The sequence below is a fragment of the Acidovorax sp. genome (assembly GCF_021287135.1).
Lineage (GTDB): Bacteria > Pseudomonadota > Gammaproteobacteria > Burkholderiales > Burkholderiaceae_C > Acidovorax.
In genome coordinates, this window is sequence record NZ_JAJTBB010000008.1 from 1 (window position 1) to 14964 (window position 14964).

Annotated in this window: 13 protein-coding genes and 1 riboswitch; of the genes, 2 read left to right on the plus strand and 11 right to left on the minus strand. The window is 68.3% G+C overall.

All coding sequences use genetic code 11. The features are described from left to right. Positions 1–193: 193 nt before the first annotated feature. The 5 genes from LWW96_RS01565 to LWW96_RS01585 form a co-directional block, all read right to left on the minus strand. Positions 194–1468, minus strand: coding sequence for an acyl-CoA dehydrogenase family protein (locus LWW96_RS01565; RefSeq protein WP_291483912.1), 1275 nt, complete (start codon positions 1466–1468; stop codon positions 194–196). 27 nt (positions 1469–1495) lie between these two features. Continuing rightward, complete coding sequence (locus LWW96_RS01570; RefSeq protein ID WP_291483913.1) at positions 1496–2581, minus strand: phosphotransferase; 1086 nt, start codon at positions 2579–2581, stop codon at positions 1496–1498. 25 nt (positions 2582–2606) lie between these two features. Beyond that, entirely contained in the window at positions 2607–3326 is a 720-nt protein-coding gene (locus tag LWW96_RS01575; RefSeq protein ID WP_291483914.1) for a Crp/Fnr family transcriptional regulator, read from the minus strand. A 159-nt stretch (positions 3327–3485) separates the two neighbouring features. After that, positions 3486–4265, minus strand: coding sequence for an oxepin-CoA hydrolase, alternative type (locus tag LWW96_RS01580; RefSeq protein WP_291483915.1), 780 nt, complete (start codon positions 4263–4265; stop codon positions 3486–3488). A gap of 24 nt (positions 4266–4289) precedes the next feature. Next, positions 4290–5813 (minus strand): 3-hydroxyacyl-CoA dehydrogenase, encoded by a 1524-nt coding sequence (locus LWW96_RS01585; RefSeq protein ID WP_291483916.1) that lies wholly within the window; start codon positions 5811–5813, stop codon positions 4290–4292. A gap of 167 nt (positions 5814–5980) precedes the next feature. Between LWW96_RS01585 and LWW96_RS01590 the strand changes: the two genes are divergently transcribed. After that, complete coding sequence (locus LWW96_RS01590; protein ID WP_366117925.1) at positions 5981–8146, plus strand: hypothetical protein; 2166 nt, start codon at positions 5981–5983, stop codon at positions 8144–8146. Between the two features lie 89 nt (positions 8147–8235). Here the strand turns inward: LWW96_RS01590 and thiE are convergent, their stop codons facing one another. From thiE to LWW96_RS01610, 4 genes are all read right to left on the minus strand, one after another. Next, complete coding sequence (gene thiE, locus LWW96_RS01595; RefSeq protein ID WP_291483918.1) at positions 8236–9150, minus strand: thiamine phosphate synthase; 915 nt, start codon at positions 9148–9150, stop codon at positions 8236–8238. Then, on the minus strand, positions 9147–9950 hold the full coding sequence (locus LWW96_RS01600) for a thiazole synthase (RefSeq protein WP_291483919.1): 804 nt from the start codon (positions 9948–9950) through the stop codon (positions 9147–9149). The genes thiE and LWW96_RS01600 overlap by 4 nt, the downstream gene beginning before the upstream one ends. Positions 9951–10040: 90 nt before the next feature. Next, entirely contained in the window at positions 10041–10238 is a 198-nt protein-coding gene (thiS, locus tag LWW96_RS01605) for a sulfur carrier protein ThiS (protein WP_291483920.1), read from the minus strand. Next, complete coding sequence (locus LWW96_RS01610; RefSeq protein WP_291483921.1) at positions 10235–11368, minus strand: FAD-dependent oxidoreductase; 1134 nt, start codon at positions 11366–11368, stop codon at positions 10235–10237. The genes thiS and LWW96_RS01610 overlap by 4 nt, the downstream gene beginning before the upstream one ends. Positions 11369–11423: 55 nt before the next feature. Then, positions 11424–11570: riboswitch (TPP riboswitch) on the minus strand. 68 nt (positions 11571–11638) lie between these two features. Between LWW96_RS01610 and thiD the strand changes: the two genes are divergently transcribed. After that, positions 11639–12493, plus strand: a complete 855-nt coding sequence (gene thiD, locus LWW96_RS01615; protein WP_291483922.1) for a bifunctional hydroxymethylpyrimidine kinase/phosphomethylpyrimidine kinase — start codon at positions 11639–11641, stop codon at positions 12491–12493. Between the two features lie 58 nt (positions 12494–12551). Here thiD and LWW96_RS01620 read toward each other — a convergent pair whose 3' ends face one another. Continuing rightward, positions 12552–13835: a cytosine permease gene (locus LWW96_RS01620; RefSeq protein ID WP_291483923.1), complete on the minus strand. Its 1284-nt coding sequence runs from the start codon at positions 13833–13835 to the stop codon at positions 12552–12554. A 363-nt stretch (positions 13836–14198) separates the two neighbouring features. After that, positions 14199–14891, minus strand: coding sequence for a hypothetical protein (locus LWW96_RS01625; RefSeq protein WP_291483924.1), 693 nt, complete (start codon positions 14889–14891; stop codon positions 14199–14201). Between the last annotated feature and the right edge of the window lie 73 nt (positions 14892–14964).

The following is a 14964-nucleotide window of genomic DNA, read 5'->3' on the forward strand; positions in this document are numbered from 1 at the left end:
CGCGAAAACCGAGGATCGCGTGGTGCTACCGACAAGCCCAGGGTGGCCCCCTGGGCGCAGGAGGTAGTACCGCGCGAGACCGGTTTATCGCGCGTTGCAGCCGATGCTCCTTCTGCCGCGCAGACTCCTAGCTGCGGGATCCGCACCAACGACAACGGGGCCGCTGGCCCCGTTGTTCATGGTGCGTCCGGCGTCAGGCCCCGCGCGTGATGGGCACGCTGGCGTCGCGGCCGTAGCTGCCGTACTTGCCCAGTTCCCACTTGGCGATGGCGTTGCGGTGCACTTCGTCCGGGCCGTCGGCAAAGCGCAGCGTGCGTGCGTTGGCGTACGCGTAAGCCAGGGGGAAGTCGTCGCTCACGCCGCCGCCGCCGTGGGCCTGCATGGCCCAGTCGATCACCTGGCAGGCCATGCTGGGCGCCACCACCTTGATCATGGCGATCTCGGTCTTGGCGACCTTGTTGCCGGCCACGTCCATCAGCCAGGCGGCCTTGAGCGTGAGCAGGCGGGCCATGTCGATCTTGCAGCGCGCCTCGGCAATGCGCTCCTGCGTCACGGTCTGCTGCGCCACGGTCTTGCCAAACGCCACGCGCGAGGACGCGCGCTTGCACATCAGCTCCAGTGCGCGCTCGGCCAGGCCGATGAGGCGCATGCAGTGGTGGATGCGGCCGGGGCCGAGGCGGCCCTGGGCGATCTCGAAGCCGCGGCCCTCGCCCAGCAGGATGTTGGAGACCGGCACGCGCACGTTCTCGAACGTCATCTCCACGTGGCCGTGCGGGGCGTCGTCATAGCCCAGCACGTTCAGCGGGCGAACGATGTGGATGCCCGGCGTGTTGGCAGGCACCAGCACCATGCTCTGCTGCGAGTGCTTGGGCGCCTCGGGGTCGGTCTTGCCCATGGTGATGAACACGGCGCAGCGCGGGTCGGCCGCGCCGGAGATCCACCACTTGCGGCCGTTGATCACGTACTCGTCGCCCTGGCGCTCGATGCGGGTCTCGATGTTGGTCGCGTCGCTGGACGCCACGGCCGGCTCGGTCATGGCAAACGCCGAGCGGATCTTGCCTTCAAGCAGCGGCTTGAGCCAGCGGGCCTTGTTTTCCTCGCTGCCGTAGCGGGCGATGGTCTCCATGTTGCCGGTGTCGGGCGCCGAGCAGTTGAACACCTCGCTGGCCCAGGGCACACGGCCCATGATCTCGGCCAGCGGTGCGTACTCCTGGTTCGTCAGGCCGGCGCCGTCGTAGCCCGATGCCGCCGCGCTGTCCACGGGCAGAAACAGGTTCCACAGGCCTGCGGCCTGGGCCTTGGGCTTCAGGTTCTCGATGGTCTTGAGGGCGCTCCAGCGCTTGCCGGCCGCCGTGTTGGCCTCCAGTTCGGCGGCGTAGGTACCTTCGTTGGGATAGATGTGGTCGTCCATGAACTGGAGCAGCTTGGCCTGCAGTTCCTTGGTTTTGGGCGAGTAGTCAAAGTCCATGGGGTCTCTCCGTTGGTAATCAGGGGCTTATCCGCGCTGGGCGAACGACCAGGCCAGCTCGGCCATAGGCCGCGCCGTGTCTCCCGAAGCCTTGGCCTGGGCGCTGGAGGCCGTGCCGGCCTCCACGCGCTTGGCGATGCCTTGCAGGATGGCCGCAATGCGGAACATGTTGTAGGCCAGGTAGAAGTTCCAGTCGGCCGCCAGCGCCTCGGGCGTGGCGATGCCGGTGCGCTCGCAGTAGCGGCGGATGTACGAGGTCTCGTCTGGAATGCCCAGCGCCGCCAGGTCCTGCCCGGCAATGCCGCGGCCCAGGGCGGCCGGGATGTGCCAGCTCATGCAGTGGTAGCTGAAGTCCGCCAGCGGGTGGCCCAGCGTGGACAGCTCCCAGTCCAGCACCGCGACCACGCGCGGCTCGGTGGGGTGGAACATCAGGTTGTCCAGCCGGTAGTCGCCATGCACGATGGACACTTGGCTCTCGTCGCGGGCGCTGGCTGGCATGTGGGCCGGCAGCCATTCCATGAGCTTGTCCATCTCGGGGATGGGCTGCGTGATGGAGGCCACGTACTGCTTGCTCCAGCGGCCGATCTGGCGCTCGAAATAGTTGCCCGGCTTGCCGTAGTTCGCCAGGCCCCGGTCCGCGAACTTCACCGTGTGCAGCGCGGCGATCACGCGGTTCATCTCGTCGTAGATGGCGCCGCGCTGCGCGGGCGTCATGCCGGGCAGGGACTGGTCCCACAGCACGCGGCCCTGCATGCACTCCATCACGTAGAACGCGCGGCCGATGACGGACTCGTCCTCGCACAGCACGTGCATGCGCGGCACCGGCACATCGGTGCCGTACAGGCCGCGCATCACCGCGAACTCGCGCTCAATCGCGTGGGCCGAGGGCAGCAGCTTGGCCACCGGACCGGGCTTGGCGCGCATCACGTAGCTGGCCGTGGGCGTGATGAGCTTGTAGGTGGGGTTGGACTGCCCGCCCTTGAACATCTCGACGGTCAGCGGGCCGGCGAAGCCCTCCATGTGGTGCGTGAGCCAGGCGGTCAGCGCATCGATGTCAAAGGCGTGCTGGTCCGAAACGGGCCGGGTGCCGACGAAATGGTCAAAGTTGCTCATGGAGTGCGGAAAGGGGTTCGGTCAGTCAGTTATCGGTTTCTGCAATGCGCATCAGGGCTTCGCGGTCACGCACGACGAGGCCGCCCGGCTCGATGCGGATGGCGTCCTCGCGCTCCATCGCCTTGAGCTCCTGGTTCACGCGCTGGCGCGACGCGCCCAGCAGCTGCGCCAGCTCTTCCTGCGCCAGCTGCAGGCTGATGCGGATTTCGCTGCCGTCCGACAGGCTGGGCACGCCATAGCTGCGCACCAGGTGCACCAGCTGCTTGGCCAGCCGTGAGCGCAGGGGCAGGGTGTTGAGGTCCTCGACCAGCCCGAACAGCTGCCGGATGCGTCGCGCATGCAGGCGCAGCATGGCCTCGTACAGCTCGGTGTGCACGGCCAGGATCTTCTTGAAATCGGCCTTGGCCACGCACAGGATGGTGGTGTCCCCGTGCGCATAGGCATCGTGCGTGCGGCGGTCCCCATCGAAGATCGCCACGTCGCCGAACCAGATGCCCGGCTCCACGTAGGTGAGCGTGATCTGCTTGCCCGAGATGGAGGTGGAGCTCACCCGCACCGCACCGCGTGCGCAGGCAATCCACTCCTCGGGCGGGTCGCCGCGCGCGGCGATCAGGCCGCCATCCTTGAAGCGTTTGACGTAGGCACATCGGAGAATGTCGTGGCGCAGCGAAGGGGAAAGGGATGAAAACCAGCGACCGGAGTTGATCGCTTCACGTTCTTCGATAGTAAGAATCGGGTCGTCCATGGTCTGTCTTTTGCGTGACTGGAAACGGGGCCATTGTCGCGTGAGGGACCTTCGTGCTGCGTCAGGGTTGTCACCTGCGCGTCTGCGGCCGACCCCATGAAAAAGCCCCTGGGCGCCGGGCTGGCGCACAGGGGCTCGCAAAGCGGTGGAGAGGGCGTGCTATTCGTAGCGCGGCGCGCGCTTTTCCAGGAAGGCGGTGATGCCTTCGCCGCCATTGGCATGGTGCAGGTTCTTCACGAAATGATCGCGCTCGCGGCCCAGTTGCTGCGTCAGCGTGGCGTGGGGGGCCTCGCTCAGCAGCTCCTTGATGCTGGCCAGCGTGTTGGGGGCCTTGGCGTTGAGTTGCACGGCCAGCGACAGCGCCGCGTCCAGCGCGGAGCCGGGGTCGGCAAGGCGGTTGACCAGGCCCAGCGCATGCAGCCGTTCGGCGCCGATGCGGTCCCCCGTCATCAGGATCTCGGTGGCCACCTGCCGCGACAACGCCTGCGACAGGCTCCAGCTGGCCCCGCCGTCCGGCGAGAGCGCAACGTTGCTGTACGCCATGACGAACACGGCATCGCGCGCGGCCACGATGAAATCGCAGGCCAGCGCCAGCGAGAAGCCCGCGCCGGCGGCCGCGCCTTCCACTGCGGCAATGACCGGCTTGGGGTAGGTGCGGATGGCTTCGATCCAGTGGTGCAGACCCTCAATGCTTTGCGCTTGCACCGCGGGGGGCTGCTGCCGGTTGGCCAGCAGGCGCTGCAGGTTGCCGCCGGAGCAGAACATGCCGTCGGCGCCGGTGATCACCACGCTGCGGATGTCCGGGCTGCTCTCGGCAACGCTGAGGGCCTCGATGCCGGCGGCATACATCGCCGGGTCGATGGCGTTGCGCCGCTCGGGGTTGCGCAGGGTCAGTACCAGGGTCTGGCCCTGGCTGGTGCTTTGGAGTTCTGCGGGCATGGTGACCTGTGATGGGTGCGGTAGTCAGTGTTCTTCCACATGCGTCAGGCTCAGGCCGATGGCTCCGCGCCGCCGCAGCCAGGGGCTGGGACGGTAGCGCGTGTCGCCGTACACGGTCTGCAGGTTGAACAGCACTTCCAGGATGTTGGTGGGCCCCCAGCGGTCGCCCATGGCCAGCGGGCCGAGCGGGTAGCCCAGGCCCAGCGTGACGGCGGTCTCCAGATCGCGCGGGCTGCAGATGCCCTGCTGGCAGATGTCGCTGGCAATGTTGACGATGGTGGCCACGACCCGCTGCGTGACGAACCCGCCGCTGTCGCGGATCACGCTGACGGGCTTGCCGTCCCGGGCGAACAGGGCATGGGCGGCGTTGCGGATGTCCACGCGCGTGGCCGGGTTGGTGGCCAGCACGCGGCGCTTGGTGGCGGCGTCTTCGATGAGCATGTCGATGCCCACCGTGCGCGCCGGGTCCAGCCGCTCCACCACGGCCACCGTGGTCACGTCAAACCCCAGGGGCGCAACCAGGGTGATGGCCTGGGGCGAGGGGGACTGCCCGGTCTCGATGGTTGCGCCCAGGTCCTTGAGCAGCTGGTACAGCTCGGCCCGCCGGGAGGCCCGCGGCGACACCCACACCGGCGGCAGGTGGGCCACCGAAGGCGGCGGCGCCTCGGCGGGAACCTGTGCGGCACCGTCCACATAGCGGTAGAACCCTTCGCCCACCTTCTTGCCCAGCACGCCGCCGGCCAGGCGCTGCGCGGTGATCACGCTGGGGCGAAACCGCGGCTCTTCGTAGTACTGGTGGTAGATGGACTCCATCACCGGGTGCGAGACGTCGAGGGCCGTCAGGTCCATGAGTTCGAAGGGCCCGAGCCTGAAGCCGACCTGGTCGCGCAGGATGCGGTCCACGGTGGCGAAGTCGGTCACCCCTTCGCCCACGATGCGCAGCGCTTCGGTGCCGAAACCCCGCCCTGCGTGGTTCACGATGAAGCCCGGCGTGTCCTGCGCCTGCACGGGGGTGTGCCCCATCTGCTGCGCGCAGGCCGCCAGGGCGGCGCACACGGCGGGGTCGGTCTTGAGGCCGGCCACCACTTCCACCACCTTCATGAGCGGCACCGGGTTGAAGAAATGAAAGCCCGCCAGCCGCTGCGGCCGCCGCAGCCCCGCGCCGATGGCGGTCACCGACAGCGAGGACGTGTTGGTGGCCAGCACGGCATCGTCCCGCACCACGGCTTCCAGCTCTGCAAAGAGTTTCTGCTTGGCGTCCAGCCGCTCGACGATGGCCTCCACCACCAGATCGCAGGCGGCAAGCTCTGCCGCGGCCTGCACCGGGTGCAGGCGTGCCGCAAACGCCGCGACCTGGTCCGCGCCCAGCCGGCCTTTGGCCGCCAGCTTGTTCCATTGCTCCACCAGCGCCGCCTGGGCCGCCTGGGCAGCGCCCGCTTGCGCATCGAGCAAAAAGACCTCGCTGCCGGCCTGGGCTGCGATCTGTGCAATACCCCGGCCCATGGCGCCGGAGCCCACCACGGCAATGTTGGGAAACTGAATTTTCATAGCGCGCCATTATGGCGTTCGCGTTGCGCGGGCGTTCTGTGCAAGAATGGTTTGCACCTAAAATTGAAATTATTGTGAAATTCAGTAACGCCATTATTGGGGCCGGCCTGTGGGTGGTGGCCGCAGGTGCCTCAGCCTTGTCCTTGGGAGGCGGCAGAGGGACGGTGGTGCTGGGTTCACCCGTGGACCTGTCCTTCGATGTCCAGCCCGACCCGGGCTCGGATTTGGCTTCCTCCTGCGTCGCTGCGCGGGTGATGGCTGGCGACACCGTGGTGAGCGATGCCAAGGTGCAGGTGGTGCCGCTGCCCGATCTGCGGGGGCGTCCCCCGGCCGTGCGGGTGCATGCCGCCATCGCCGTGGATGAACCGGTGGTGACCGTGACGCTCTCCGCCGGATGCGCAGGAAAAGTCACCCGGACCTATACCTTTCTTTCGGAATTCCCTGCCGCCGTGGCGCGGACGGCATCGCCTGTGGATGTCGCACGCCTGCCCTCCGTGGCCGGGCAGGGCGCGGACTTGCCCCGCGTGCAGCAGGGCGCGGCGCCCGCCCGGGCGGACGCCCCGCGCGCGCCGGCTGCCGCTGCGCCAGCGCCGGCTTCGCCCGAGCCCGCGTCGCCGCCGCAGCGCAGCCCGGCGCCCGTTGCGCCCAAGGCCAGGCCGGCATCCCCGGTGGCAGATGCACCGGTGCCGGCGCGCCCGTCGCCGGCCCAGCGGCCTGCGCCAGCGGCACGGTTGGCCAAGAAGGCAGCGCCAGAGCCTCGGCCCGCCGAGAAGCCGCCGAACCGCCTGGTGGTGGAGCCGCTGGACCTGTGGACGGACCGCCCCGTGGCGCTGCGTGCCGCCCCTGAACTGCAGGCCGCCCCTTCAGACCAGCCTTCAGCCGAACGCGCCCAGGCGGCGGCGCTGTGGAAATCACTGAACGCCCAGCCCGGCGATGTGCCGCCCGAGGCCGAGCGGCTGAAGGCGCTGGAAGCCGACGTGGCAGCGTTGCGCGCGCGGGCGGCCCGCGACCAGGCGCAAGCCGCCCAGCTGCAGCAGCAACTGGCCCAGGCCGATACCGACAAGTTCCCGGCCACGGTGGTGTACGCCTTGGCGGGGCTGCTGCTGCTGGCCGGCGCATTGGTGGCGTGGGCCTGGTTGCGCCTGCGCCGGGCCACCGACAAGGCGGTGCGTGCCTGGCGCGACTCCGTGGCGGCCATGGGCGGGCGCGACGCGCTGGCAGCGCACGAGGCGGCGCTGGGCCTGGTGCCGCATCCCGACGATGCCTGGACTTCCTCTGCCGGAACCGACGGCGGCGCGGACGCGGGCGCGCAGACCGTGGCGCTGGTGCCGCCGTTTGTGGCCACGGCGCCGGCCCCGAGCGCTCCGGCGCCGCTGAAGCCTGCGGTGCCCGCGCCTGCGCCCCTGCCCGTGGCGGCCGTAGCGGCGTATGTGCCGGCCCCCGGACCCGCCCCCGTGCCGGCGCCGCAGCCCGTGGTGCACATCGTCAGCCCCGAGGAGCTGTTCGACATCCAGCAGCAGGCCGAGTTCTTCATCTCCGTGGGCGAGCACCAGCAGGCGATCGAAGTGCTCAAGAAGCACATTGCCGAGCACGGCGACACCTCGCCGCTGGCGTATCTGGAGCTTTTGCGCCTGTACCACTCGCTCAGCCGCGTGGAAGAGTTTTCGCAATTGCGCGCGCAGTTCATGCAGTCGTTCAACGCGCAGGTGCCGGAGTTCGCCGGCTTCCACCGCACCGGCCGCATGCTGTACCACTACACCGAGGCCCTGGCGGAAATCGAGGCCGAGTGGAGTTCGCCGGCGGTGCTGCTGGTGCTGGAAAAGATGCTCTTCCGGCGCGAGGCCGAGAGCCCTGTGGAGCGCTTTGATCTGGCGGCGTATGACGATCTGCTGCTGCTGTTGTCGATCGCGCAGACCACGCCCGCCAGCGCGCGCGGCGCCGCGCCGCCGCGCAAGCGCACCACGCCGCTGTCGGCGCCTGCGATGGTGGAAGGCCTGCAGGAACGCCCCGCCGTGCCCCAGCAGGTGCTGGCCCCCGAGCACGACCTGCCGCTGGATTCGCTGAATGCGGCGCTGGAGTTCGACTTTGACGAGGTGTTCCCCTCGGCGCGCCCCGCTGCGCCGCAAAGCGCTGTGGCACCCGCGCCGGTGGACACGCGGGGGGCTCCGCTGGACCTGGACCTGACGGAGCCGCCGCACCTTACGCTCAGCGATCTGCCGCCGGTGCCGGTCACGGCGCCGCCCCCGCCGGGCCACGCCGTCGGCTTTGGCCTGGACAACGATCTGGTGGAACTGCGCCTGGAGCTGGAGCAGAAGAAAACCGACTCGCGCTAGCAGGCCGGTGGTGGGGTTGGCCAATCCGAAGGGTTTGGCGCCGGTGCAGGGCCCGGGCCCACGCCGCCCCGCCTTCGTTCAGCTTTCGCTCAGCCTGCCGCGTCCATCAGGCGCATCAGCTGCGCCGCGGCAGCTTCCGGGTCTGGCGCGTTGACGATGGCGCGCACCACCGCGATGGAGCCCACCCCCGTGGCACGCACCTGCGCAAACTGCTCGGCCCCGATGCCGCCGATGGCCACCTGGGGGTAGTGCCGCATCAGCCGCGCATAGGCGCCCAGTCGGCCCACGCCCTGCGGGGCCGTGGCCATCTTTTTCAGGGTGGTGGGAAACACCGCACCCATGGCGATGTAGCTCGGGCCGGCGGCGTCGGCCCGCACCATTTCGGCATAGCCGTGCGTGCTGACCCCCAGACGGATGCCGCGCGAGCGCATGGCCTGCAGGTCGTCCTGCGACAGCGCGTCCAGGTCTTCCTGGCCGAGGTGGACCCCGTAGGCGCCTGCCTCCAGGGCCGTGCGCCAGTGGTCGTTGATGAACAGCAGGGCCCCGGTGCCTCGCACCGCGTCGACTGCCGCCTGGACTTCGCGCGCAATCGCCTGCGCATCGGTGGACTTGAAGCGCAGCTGCACCGTGGGCACGCCCGCGCGGGCCATGCGCCCCACCCACTGCGCATCGGGCAGCACGGCATAGAGGCCCAGCCGCTGGGGGCAGGGGGCAAAGGCGCGAGGGTGCGGCAGGCCTTGCAGGCCGAAATCCTGGGGATCGTCCGGCCACAGCGCGGGCTCGAAGGCGCCGGTGCGGACGCTGCGCGCCAGCCAAGCCTGGGCCAGGCATTCTGCGTCGTGGGCAATGAAGCCCAGGGCGCTGCACGCCCGCAACGCGGCCAGGTACACGGCCTCCTGCCGGGTGGCCGCGGGCACGGGCTCGGCCTCGAAGCCAGCAAAGCTCGCACCGTGGTGCTGCAGGATCGCCTGCGCCATGGCGCCGGTATCGGCTGCGGCGGTCATGCGTGGTGCCAGAAGGGGGTGCCCAGCACGGGGGTGCTGGGCTGGGCTGCGTCCTGGGCCGACATGGCGCCGGCACGGTGCGCCGCACGGCCTGCGCTGACTGCGTCGGCAAACGCGCCGGCCATGGCCACTGGGTCTTGCGCCAGTGCCACGGCGGTGTTCAGCAGCACGCCGTCGTAGCCCCATTCCATCACCTGGCAGGCGTGCGAGGGCAGGCCCAGGCCCGCGTCGACGAGCAGCGGCACATCCAGGCGCTCGCGCAGCGTGCGCAGGGCATAGGGGTTCACCGGTCCGCGGCCGGTGCCGATCGGGGCTGCCCAGGGCATCACGGCCTGGCAGCCCACGTCCACCAGGCGCTGGCACACCACCAGGTCTTCGGTGCAATAGGGCAGCACCAGGAAGCCCTCCTTGATGAGGTGCTCCGCGGCGCCCACCAGGTTCAGCGTGTCGGGCTGCAGGGTGTAGTCGTCGCCAATCAGCTCCAGCTTGATCCACGGGGTGTTGAACACCTCGCGCGCCATCTGGGCGGTGGTGATGGCCTCTTGCGCGCTGTGGCAGCCGGCGGTGTTGGGCAGCACCGGCACGTTCAGCTGGTGCAGCAGCTCCCAGAAGCTGCTGCCGCTTTCGGCCGGGTTGCTGCCCTGGCGCCGCAGCGACGCGGTGACCATGGCGGGCTGCGCGCGCCGCACGGCGGCTTCCAGCACGGCAGGCGAGGGATAGCGGGAGGTGCCCAGCAACAGGCGGCTGGCGAAGCGCTGGCCGTACAGCACCAGCGGGTCTTGGGGCATCGGAGTGGTCATTTGGTTGCTACTGTATTGATAGCTGCTCGCGCTTGATGAAAAAGCGCTGGTGGCCATTTTCTTAAAATTTTTACGCTGCGCACCCGTGGCTCAGCCGCCGGTGACGGGCGAAATGATTTCCACGCGGTCGCCCGGCTGCAGGGTGTGGACGGCGTAGCGGCTGTTGGGCACGAAGGTGGTGTTCACCGCCACGGCGAACGGCGGCCGCGCGGCGATGGCGGCCACCGCATCGGCCACGGTGGCGCCTTCGGGCAGCTCGTGGGGAATCTGGTTGATGGAAATGTTCATGCGCAGGCGGGGGCGGCCACCGCACCGGTCGCGGACGCTGCGGGCTCCAGCTCCAGGGCGAGGTCAAAACGTGGTGAAAGCTCCGATTGTCCCGTGTTCAGCACTTCCAGCGCGACGTCCAGCATGGCCGGCGCGATCATGAAGCCGTGGCGGTACAGGCCGTTGATTTCCAGCACACCGGGGCGGGGCTGGCGGATCGCGGGCAGGTTGTCGGGCAGCGTGGGGCGGCACTGCGTGGCCAGCTCCAGCACGCGGCCCTCGGCAAAGCCGGGGTGCACGGCGTACACGGCGGAGAGCAGCTCCAGCGTGGAGCGCACGCTCGCCGGCGAGAGGTCGTCCGACTCGATCTCGGTCGCGCCGATCACAAACAGGTGGTCCTGCTTGGGCGCGACATAGATGGGATAGCGCGGGTGCACCAGCCGCGTGGGGCGCTGCAGCGTCACATCGGGCGCATGGATGCGCACCACCTCGCCCCGCACGCCGCGCAGCGCGCTCCAGTCGGCCCGCGCGCCCAGGCCCCGGCAGTCCAGCACCCAGTCGGGCTGGCCGGGCGTGCCGGGGCGGAAGGCCTCGGGCGTTTGCGGGGTGTTCCAGTGCGTGCGCACCGCCAGCCGCTGCATCTCCACCACCAGGGCCGCCAGCAATTGCCGGTTGTCCAGCTGTCCTTCGCCGGGCAGGTAGAGGCCCTGCGCAAAGCGTTGGGCCAGCGCAGGCTCGGCCTGGGCCAGGCCCGCGCTGTCGAGCTTTTGCAGCGCGGGCAACTCGGGCACCTTCTGCTGGTTCGCTTCCAATTGCCGGGTGAGCCGCGAGGCTTCCGCCGCATCCTGCCGGTGCCATACGATGAGCGTGCCCTCTTGCTGGAAGTACACCGGTTCGGCCAGGCCGGCCAGCAGCTGGGGCCAGCGCGTGAGGGCATGGTGGCCCATGCGCACCACGCCCGGCTCGGTGATGGCGGATTCGGCCAGCGGCGCCAGCATGGCGGCGGCCACGGTGGCGGCGGACTGTTCGGCGCCGGGGCCGCCGGCGTCGTAGATGTCCACCCGGTGGCCCTGGCGGGCCAGTTCCACGGCGAGCAGGCGGCCCATGAGGCCGGCGCCCAGGATGGCAAAGGAAGAGGAGGGCAGTGGCATAGCGTGTGTCGGTGAGTCCAGGTGGCGGCGGGCGCAACAATGGACAAAACGGGCTGTGCCGTTGGCAGAAACTCCCCACGCCAGCATGACCTGGATCGGGTAGCGGGGCCGCATGCCGCTTGGCATGGCGCAGCGCGCTGCGCAGGCCCCAGGGTATTTCTCAGTCGCGCACCATTACGGCGGGACACCCCTGTTTCGTCCGGAAAAATCAATTACAGCACAACCCTCCCGCCGACTTTTTGCGCTGGCGCATAAGCCATAATTTTTGCCATGACTTCACAGAACACTGCGCCAGCCACCGGCCGGCGCTATGCGCGCGTGCTCTCCATCGCGGGCTCCGACAGCGGCGGCGGCGCGGGCATCCAGGCCGACCGCAAGACCTTCAGCGCCCTGGGCTGCTACGGCATGACGGCCATCACCGCCATCACGGCGCAGAACACCTGCGGCGTCACCGGCATCCACGGCATTCCGCCCGAGATGCTGCGCGCCCAGATCGACGCCGTGGTGCAGGACATCGGCGTGGACGCGGTCAAGATCGGCATGCTGCACTCGCCCGAGGTGGTGCGCGTGGTGGCCGATGCGATCCGTACCTACCAGCTGCCGCATGTGGTGCTGGACCCGGTGATGGTGGCCACCAGCGGCGACCGCCTGATCGCCGAGGAAACCGTGGCCGTGCTGGTGCGCGAGCTGTTCCCCTTGGCCGAAGTGGTGACGCCCAACCTGGACGAAGCCGGCTGGCTGCTGGGGCGCCCGATTGGCGCCGCCGACCAGCTGGAAGCCGCCGTGCAAGACCTGCGGGCCCTGGGCGCGCCGGCCGCGCTGCTCAAGGGCGGGCACCTGCCGGGCGACTGGGTGGAAGACGTGCTGGCCTTGCCCGATGGCAGCGTGCACCGTCTGGCCTCGGGCCGCATTGCCACCCGCAACGGGCACGGCACGGGCTGCACGCTGTCGTCCGCCATTGCTGCCCATCTGGCGCTGGGCCTGCCCTTGCAGCAGGCCGTGGAGGCCGCGCGCAGCTACATCCTGGGGGCCATTGCCGCCGGGGCCGATGTGACCACCGGCCGCGGGCACGGACCGTTGAACCACGGCTACGCGCCCGTGGCGCAGAAAGTGGTGGTTTTGTAGTGTTTTGGGGCTCCAGCGCTTGCAGGGAAAGCGCTGGCAGCTATCGAAAAAGGAGCAACTAGGCGGCAGCCCGCGGCTGCGTGGCCCAGGCCAGCACCAGGCTGAACGCCAGCGCGGGCAGGGCCGAGCCTGCATCCGCCGCCACCTTGGGCGCCAGGTGGTACACCGCCACCCCCGCCAGCCAGATGGCGACCGGCACCGCCTGCACGGCGGGCGCACGCGCCACCAGCGCGGCGGCATCGGCACCGAATGCCAGCCGCCCCAGGATCACGCCAAACAGCGGCACGAACACCGAGCTGAGCAGCAGCAGGAATGGCTCCAGGCTGTGCATGGGCAGCACCAGCGCGAGGGCGGTGCACACCACCGCCACGCCCAGGCCCCAGCGGCGCACGCTCCAGCGCGGCAGCAGGCTGTGGGCCGACACGGCGCCCGAATACGCGTCGCCATAGGCGTTGTCCACCTCATCGATCAGGATCAGCGACAGCGCAATTAGCCCGCCCTGGGCCAGCAGCAGCGCCTGCACCAGGTCCTGGCTGGGCAGCGTCAGCGCCACCAGCACGCCCAGCGCATAGCACCACATGTTGGCCAGCGCATAGCCCGCCCAGGTGCCGCGCAGCGCGGCGCCGCCGCTCTTGCCGTGCCGCGCATAGTCGGCCACCAGCGGCAGCCACGAGATGGGCATGGCAATCACCAGGTCCAGCGCGGGCAGCATGCCCATGCCGCCTTCGCCCTTGCGCGTCCACAGCGCTTCAAACCCTTGCGCCTGCGCCAGCGACAAAAACTGCCACGACAGCCACAGCAGCGACAGCACCACCAGCGGCAGCGCCACCCGCGCAATCAGCTTGCGCACCAGCTGCACCATCGAGCCGCTGATCAGCAGCATCACCACGCCTCCCCACAGCAGCGTGGCCAGCACGGGCCAGTGGGCACCCGCCATGGCGCCCGACTGCCGGCCGATGGCCACGGTGGCATCGCGCATCACCACCAGCTCAAACGTGCCCCAGCCCACCAGCTGCACGATGTTCAGGAGGATGGGCAGACCCGCAAACGTGCGGCCGTACACCGCGTGCATCAGGCCCGCGCTGGCCAGCCCGCTGTCGGCCCCCAACTTGGCCACCCAGCCCAGCAGGCCCGCACCCACGATGGACCCGGCCACGATGGCAACCAGCGCCTCCTGCGTGCCCAGCGCAGGCATCAGGTACGCGCCCACCTGCATCACCAGCAGCCCCACGCCCAGGCTGAACCAGAGCGAGGCGTGGTCGTGCCACTGGAAGACGCGGCGGTCAGGGGGCACAGGGGCCAGCGCTTCGTTGGTGGTGGGCGCGGCGGGGGATGAGGACATGGATGACTCCGTGGCAGTACAGAGCAGGGGCGGTCCGCCAGTGCACCCAAAAGTCATTTCATTCAGGGCTAGGTCGAAGCGGACGTGCTTCCCTGCGCGAGGATGAACTCAAGCCTGCAAAGAAACGATGCAGGCAACAGGTTCGAGGGGCGTGATCTCAGCCCCTAACTGATATCAGCGAAGGACGCCCCCATTGCGCCTCAAGCGGAGCGCGCTGCGATTCTACGAGCAAGATGAACCAGTTCGACTTTGGCAAACTCGCCAAACACCAGTAACGACGAGATCGGCTTCTGGTAAGGAATCTCAAAAACCTGATTCTTGAGAGTTTGACTATTTGCTCAAGTTGTCGCAATGCAGGCGCCGCTAGGCGATGATTGGTGGGTCTTGCTCCCTCTTGTTTTCTTGATGTGCAATGCGCTGCATTAACGACGATGCAGCTTGCTCCAATGCATAGTAGCGATGAAGAAATATGCCGTAGTAGTTTTGGCTTCCCGTTTTGCAGGTCGTGAGTACGGTATCGACTGCCTCCTGATTTCCCGCTGAAATGGCCTCAAGCCAGAGCTTTTGGCAGTCCAAGTGAAATGTCGAAAACTCTTTATGTGTTTCGAAAAGATCGACTACCTCCGGCCTGAGTTCAGGGAAGTACAGGGCGCACAGTGTCGTAAGAGTGTCAGACGAGTCGCTGGCAATGTCGACTTTGTTGTCGATACGGAGATTCGTTATGTAGTCCCGCATCCTATTCGCTGAAATGAGAAGCTCTTCCAGCTTCACGCGTCGGATGGTCCGCCATTCTTTGTCGAGCCAATCAGTCTTGGTAATCTGAATACGTATTGCTTCCGTGGCCTTTGTTGTAGCTGTTATCTGCAACATGGCGTTCTCGAAGTCAACCTTTGTCGCCAGTGCTTCCGCGCGTCTGGTTACATATGGCCCTACAAGAGCGTCCAGAAATTTGAATATCAGCCACATGCAGGCCATCAGCGCGTAGATATGCCAGTTCGTCAGTAGTTCTTGCATGAACACTGCGTTTGCCACCTCCCGAATCAACTCCTTGTCCATAGCAATCCTCCTGAGACCACATTCTGATTTGGTTGCTTGTGGCAACTATCCGGTTGTTGCTCGCCGGGTGGGA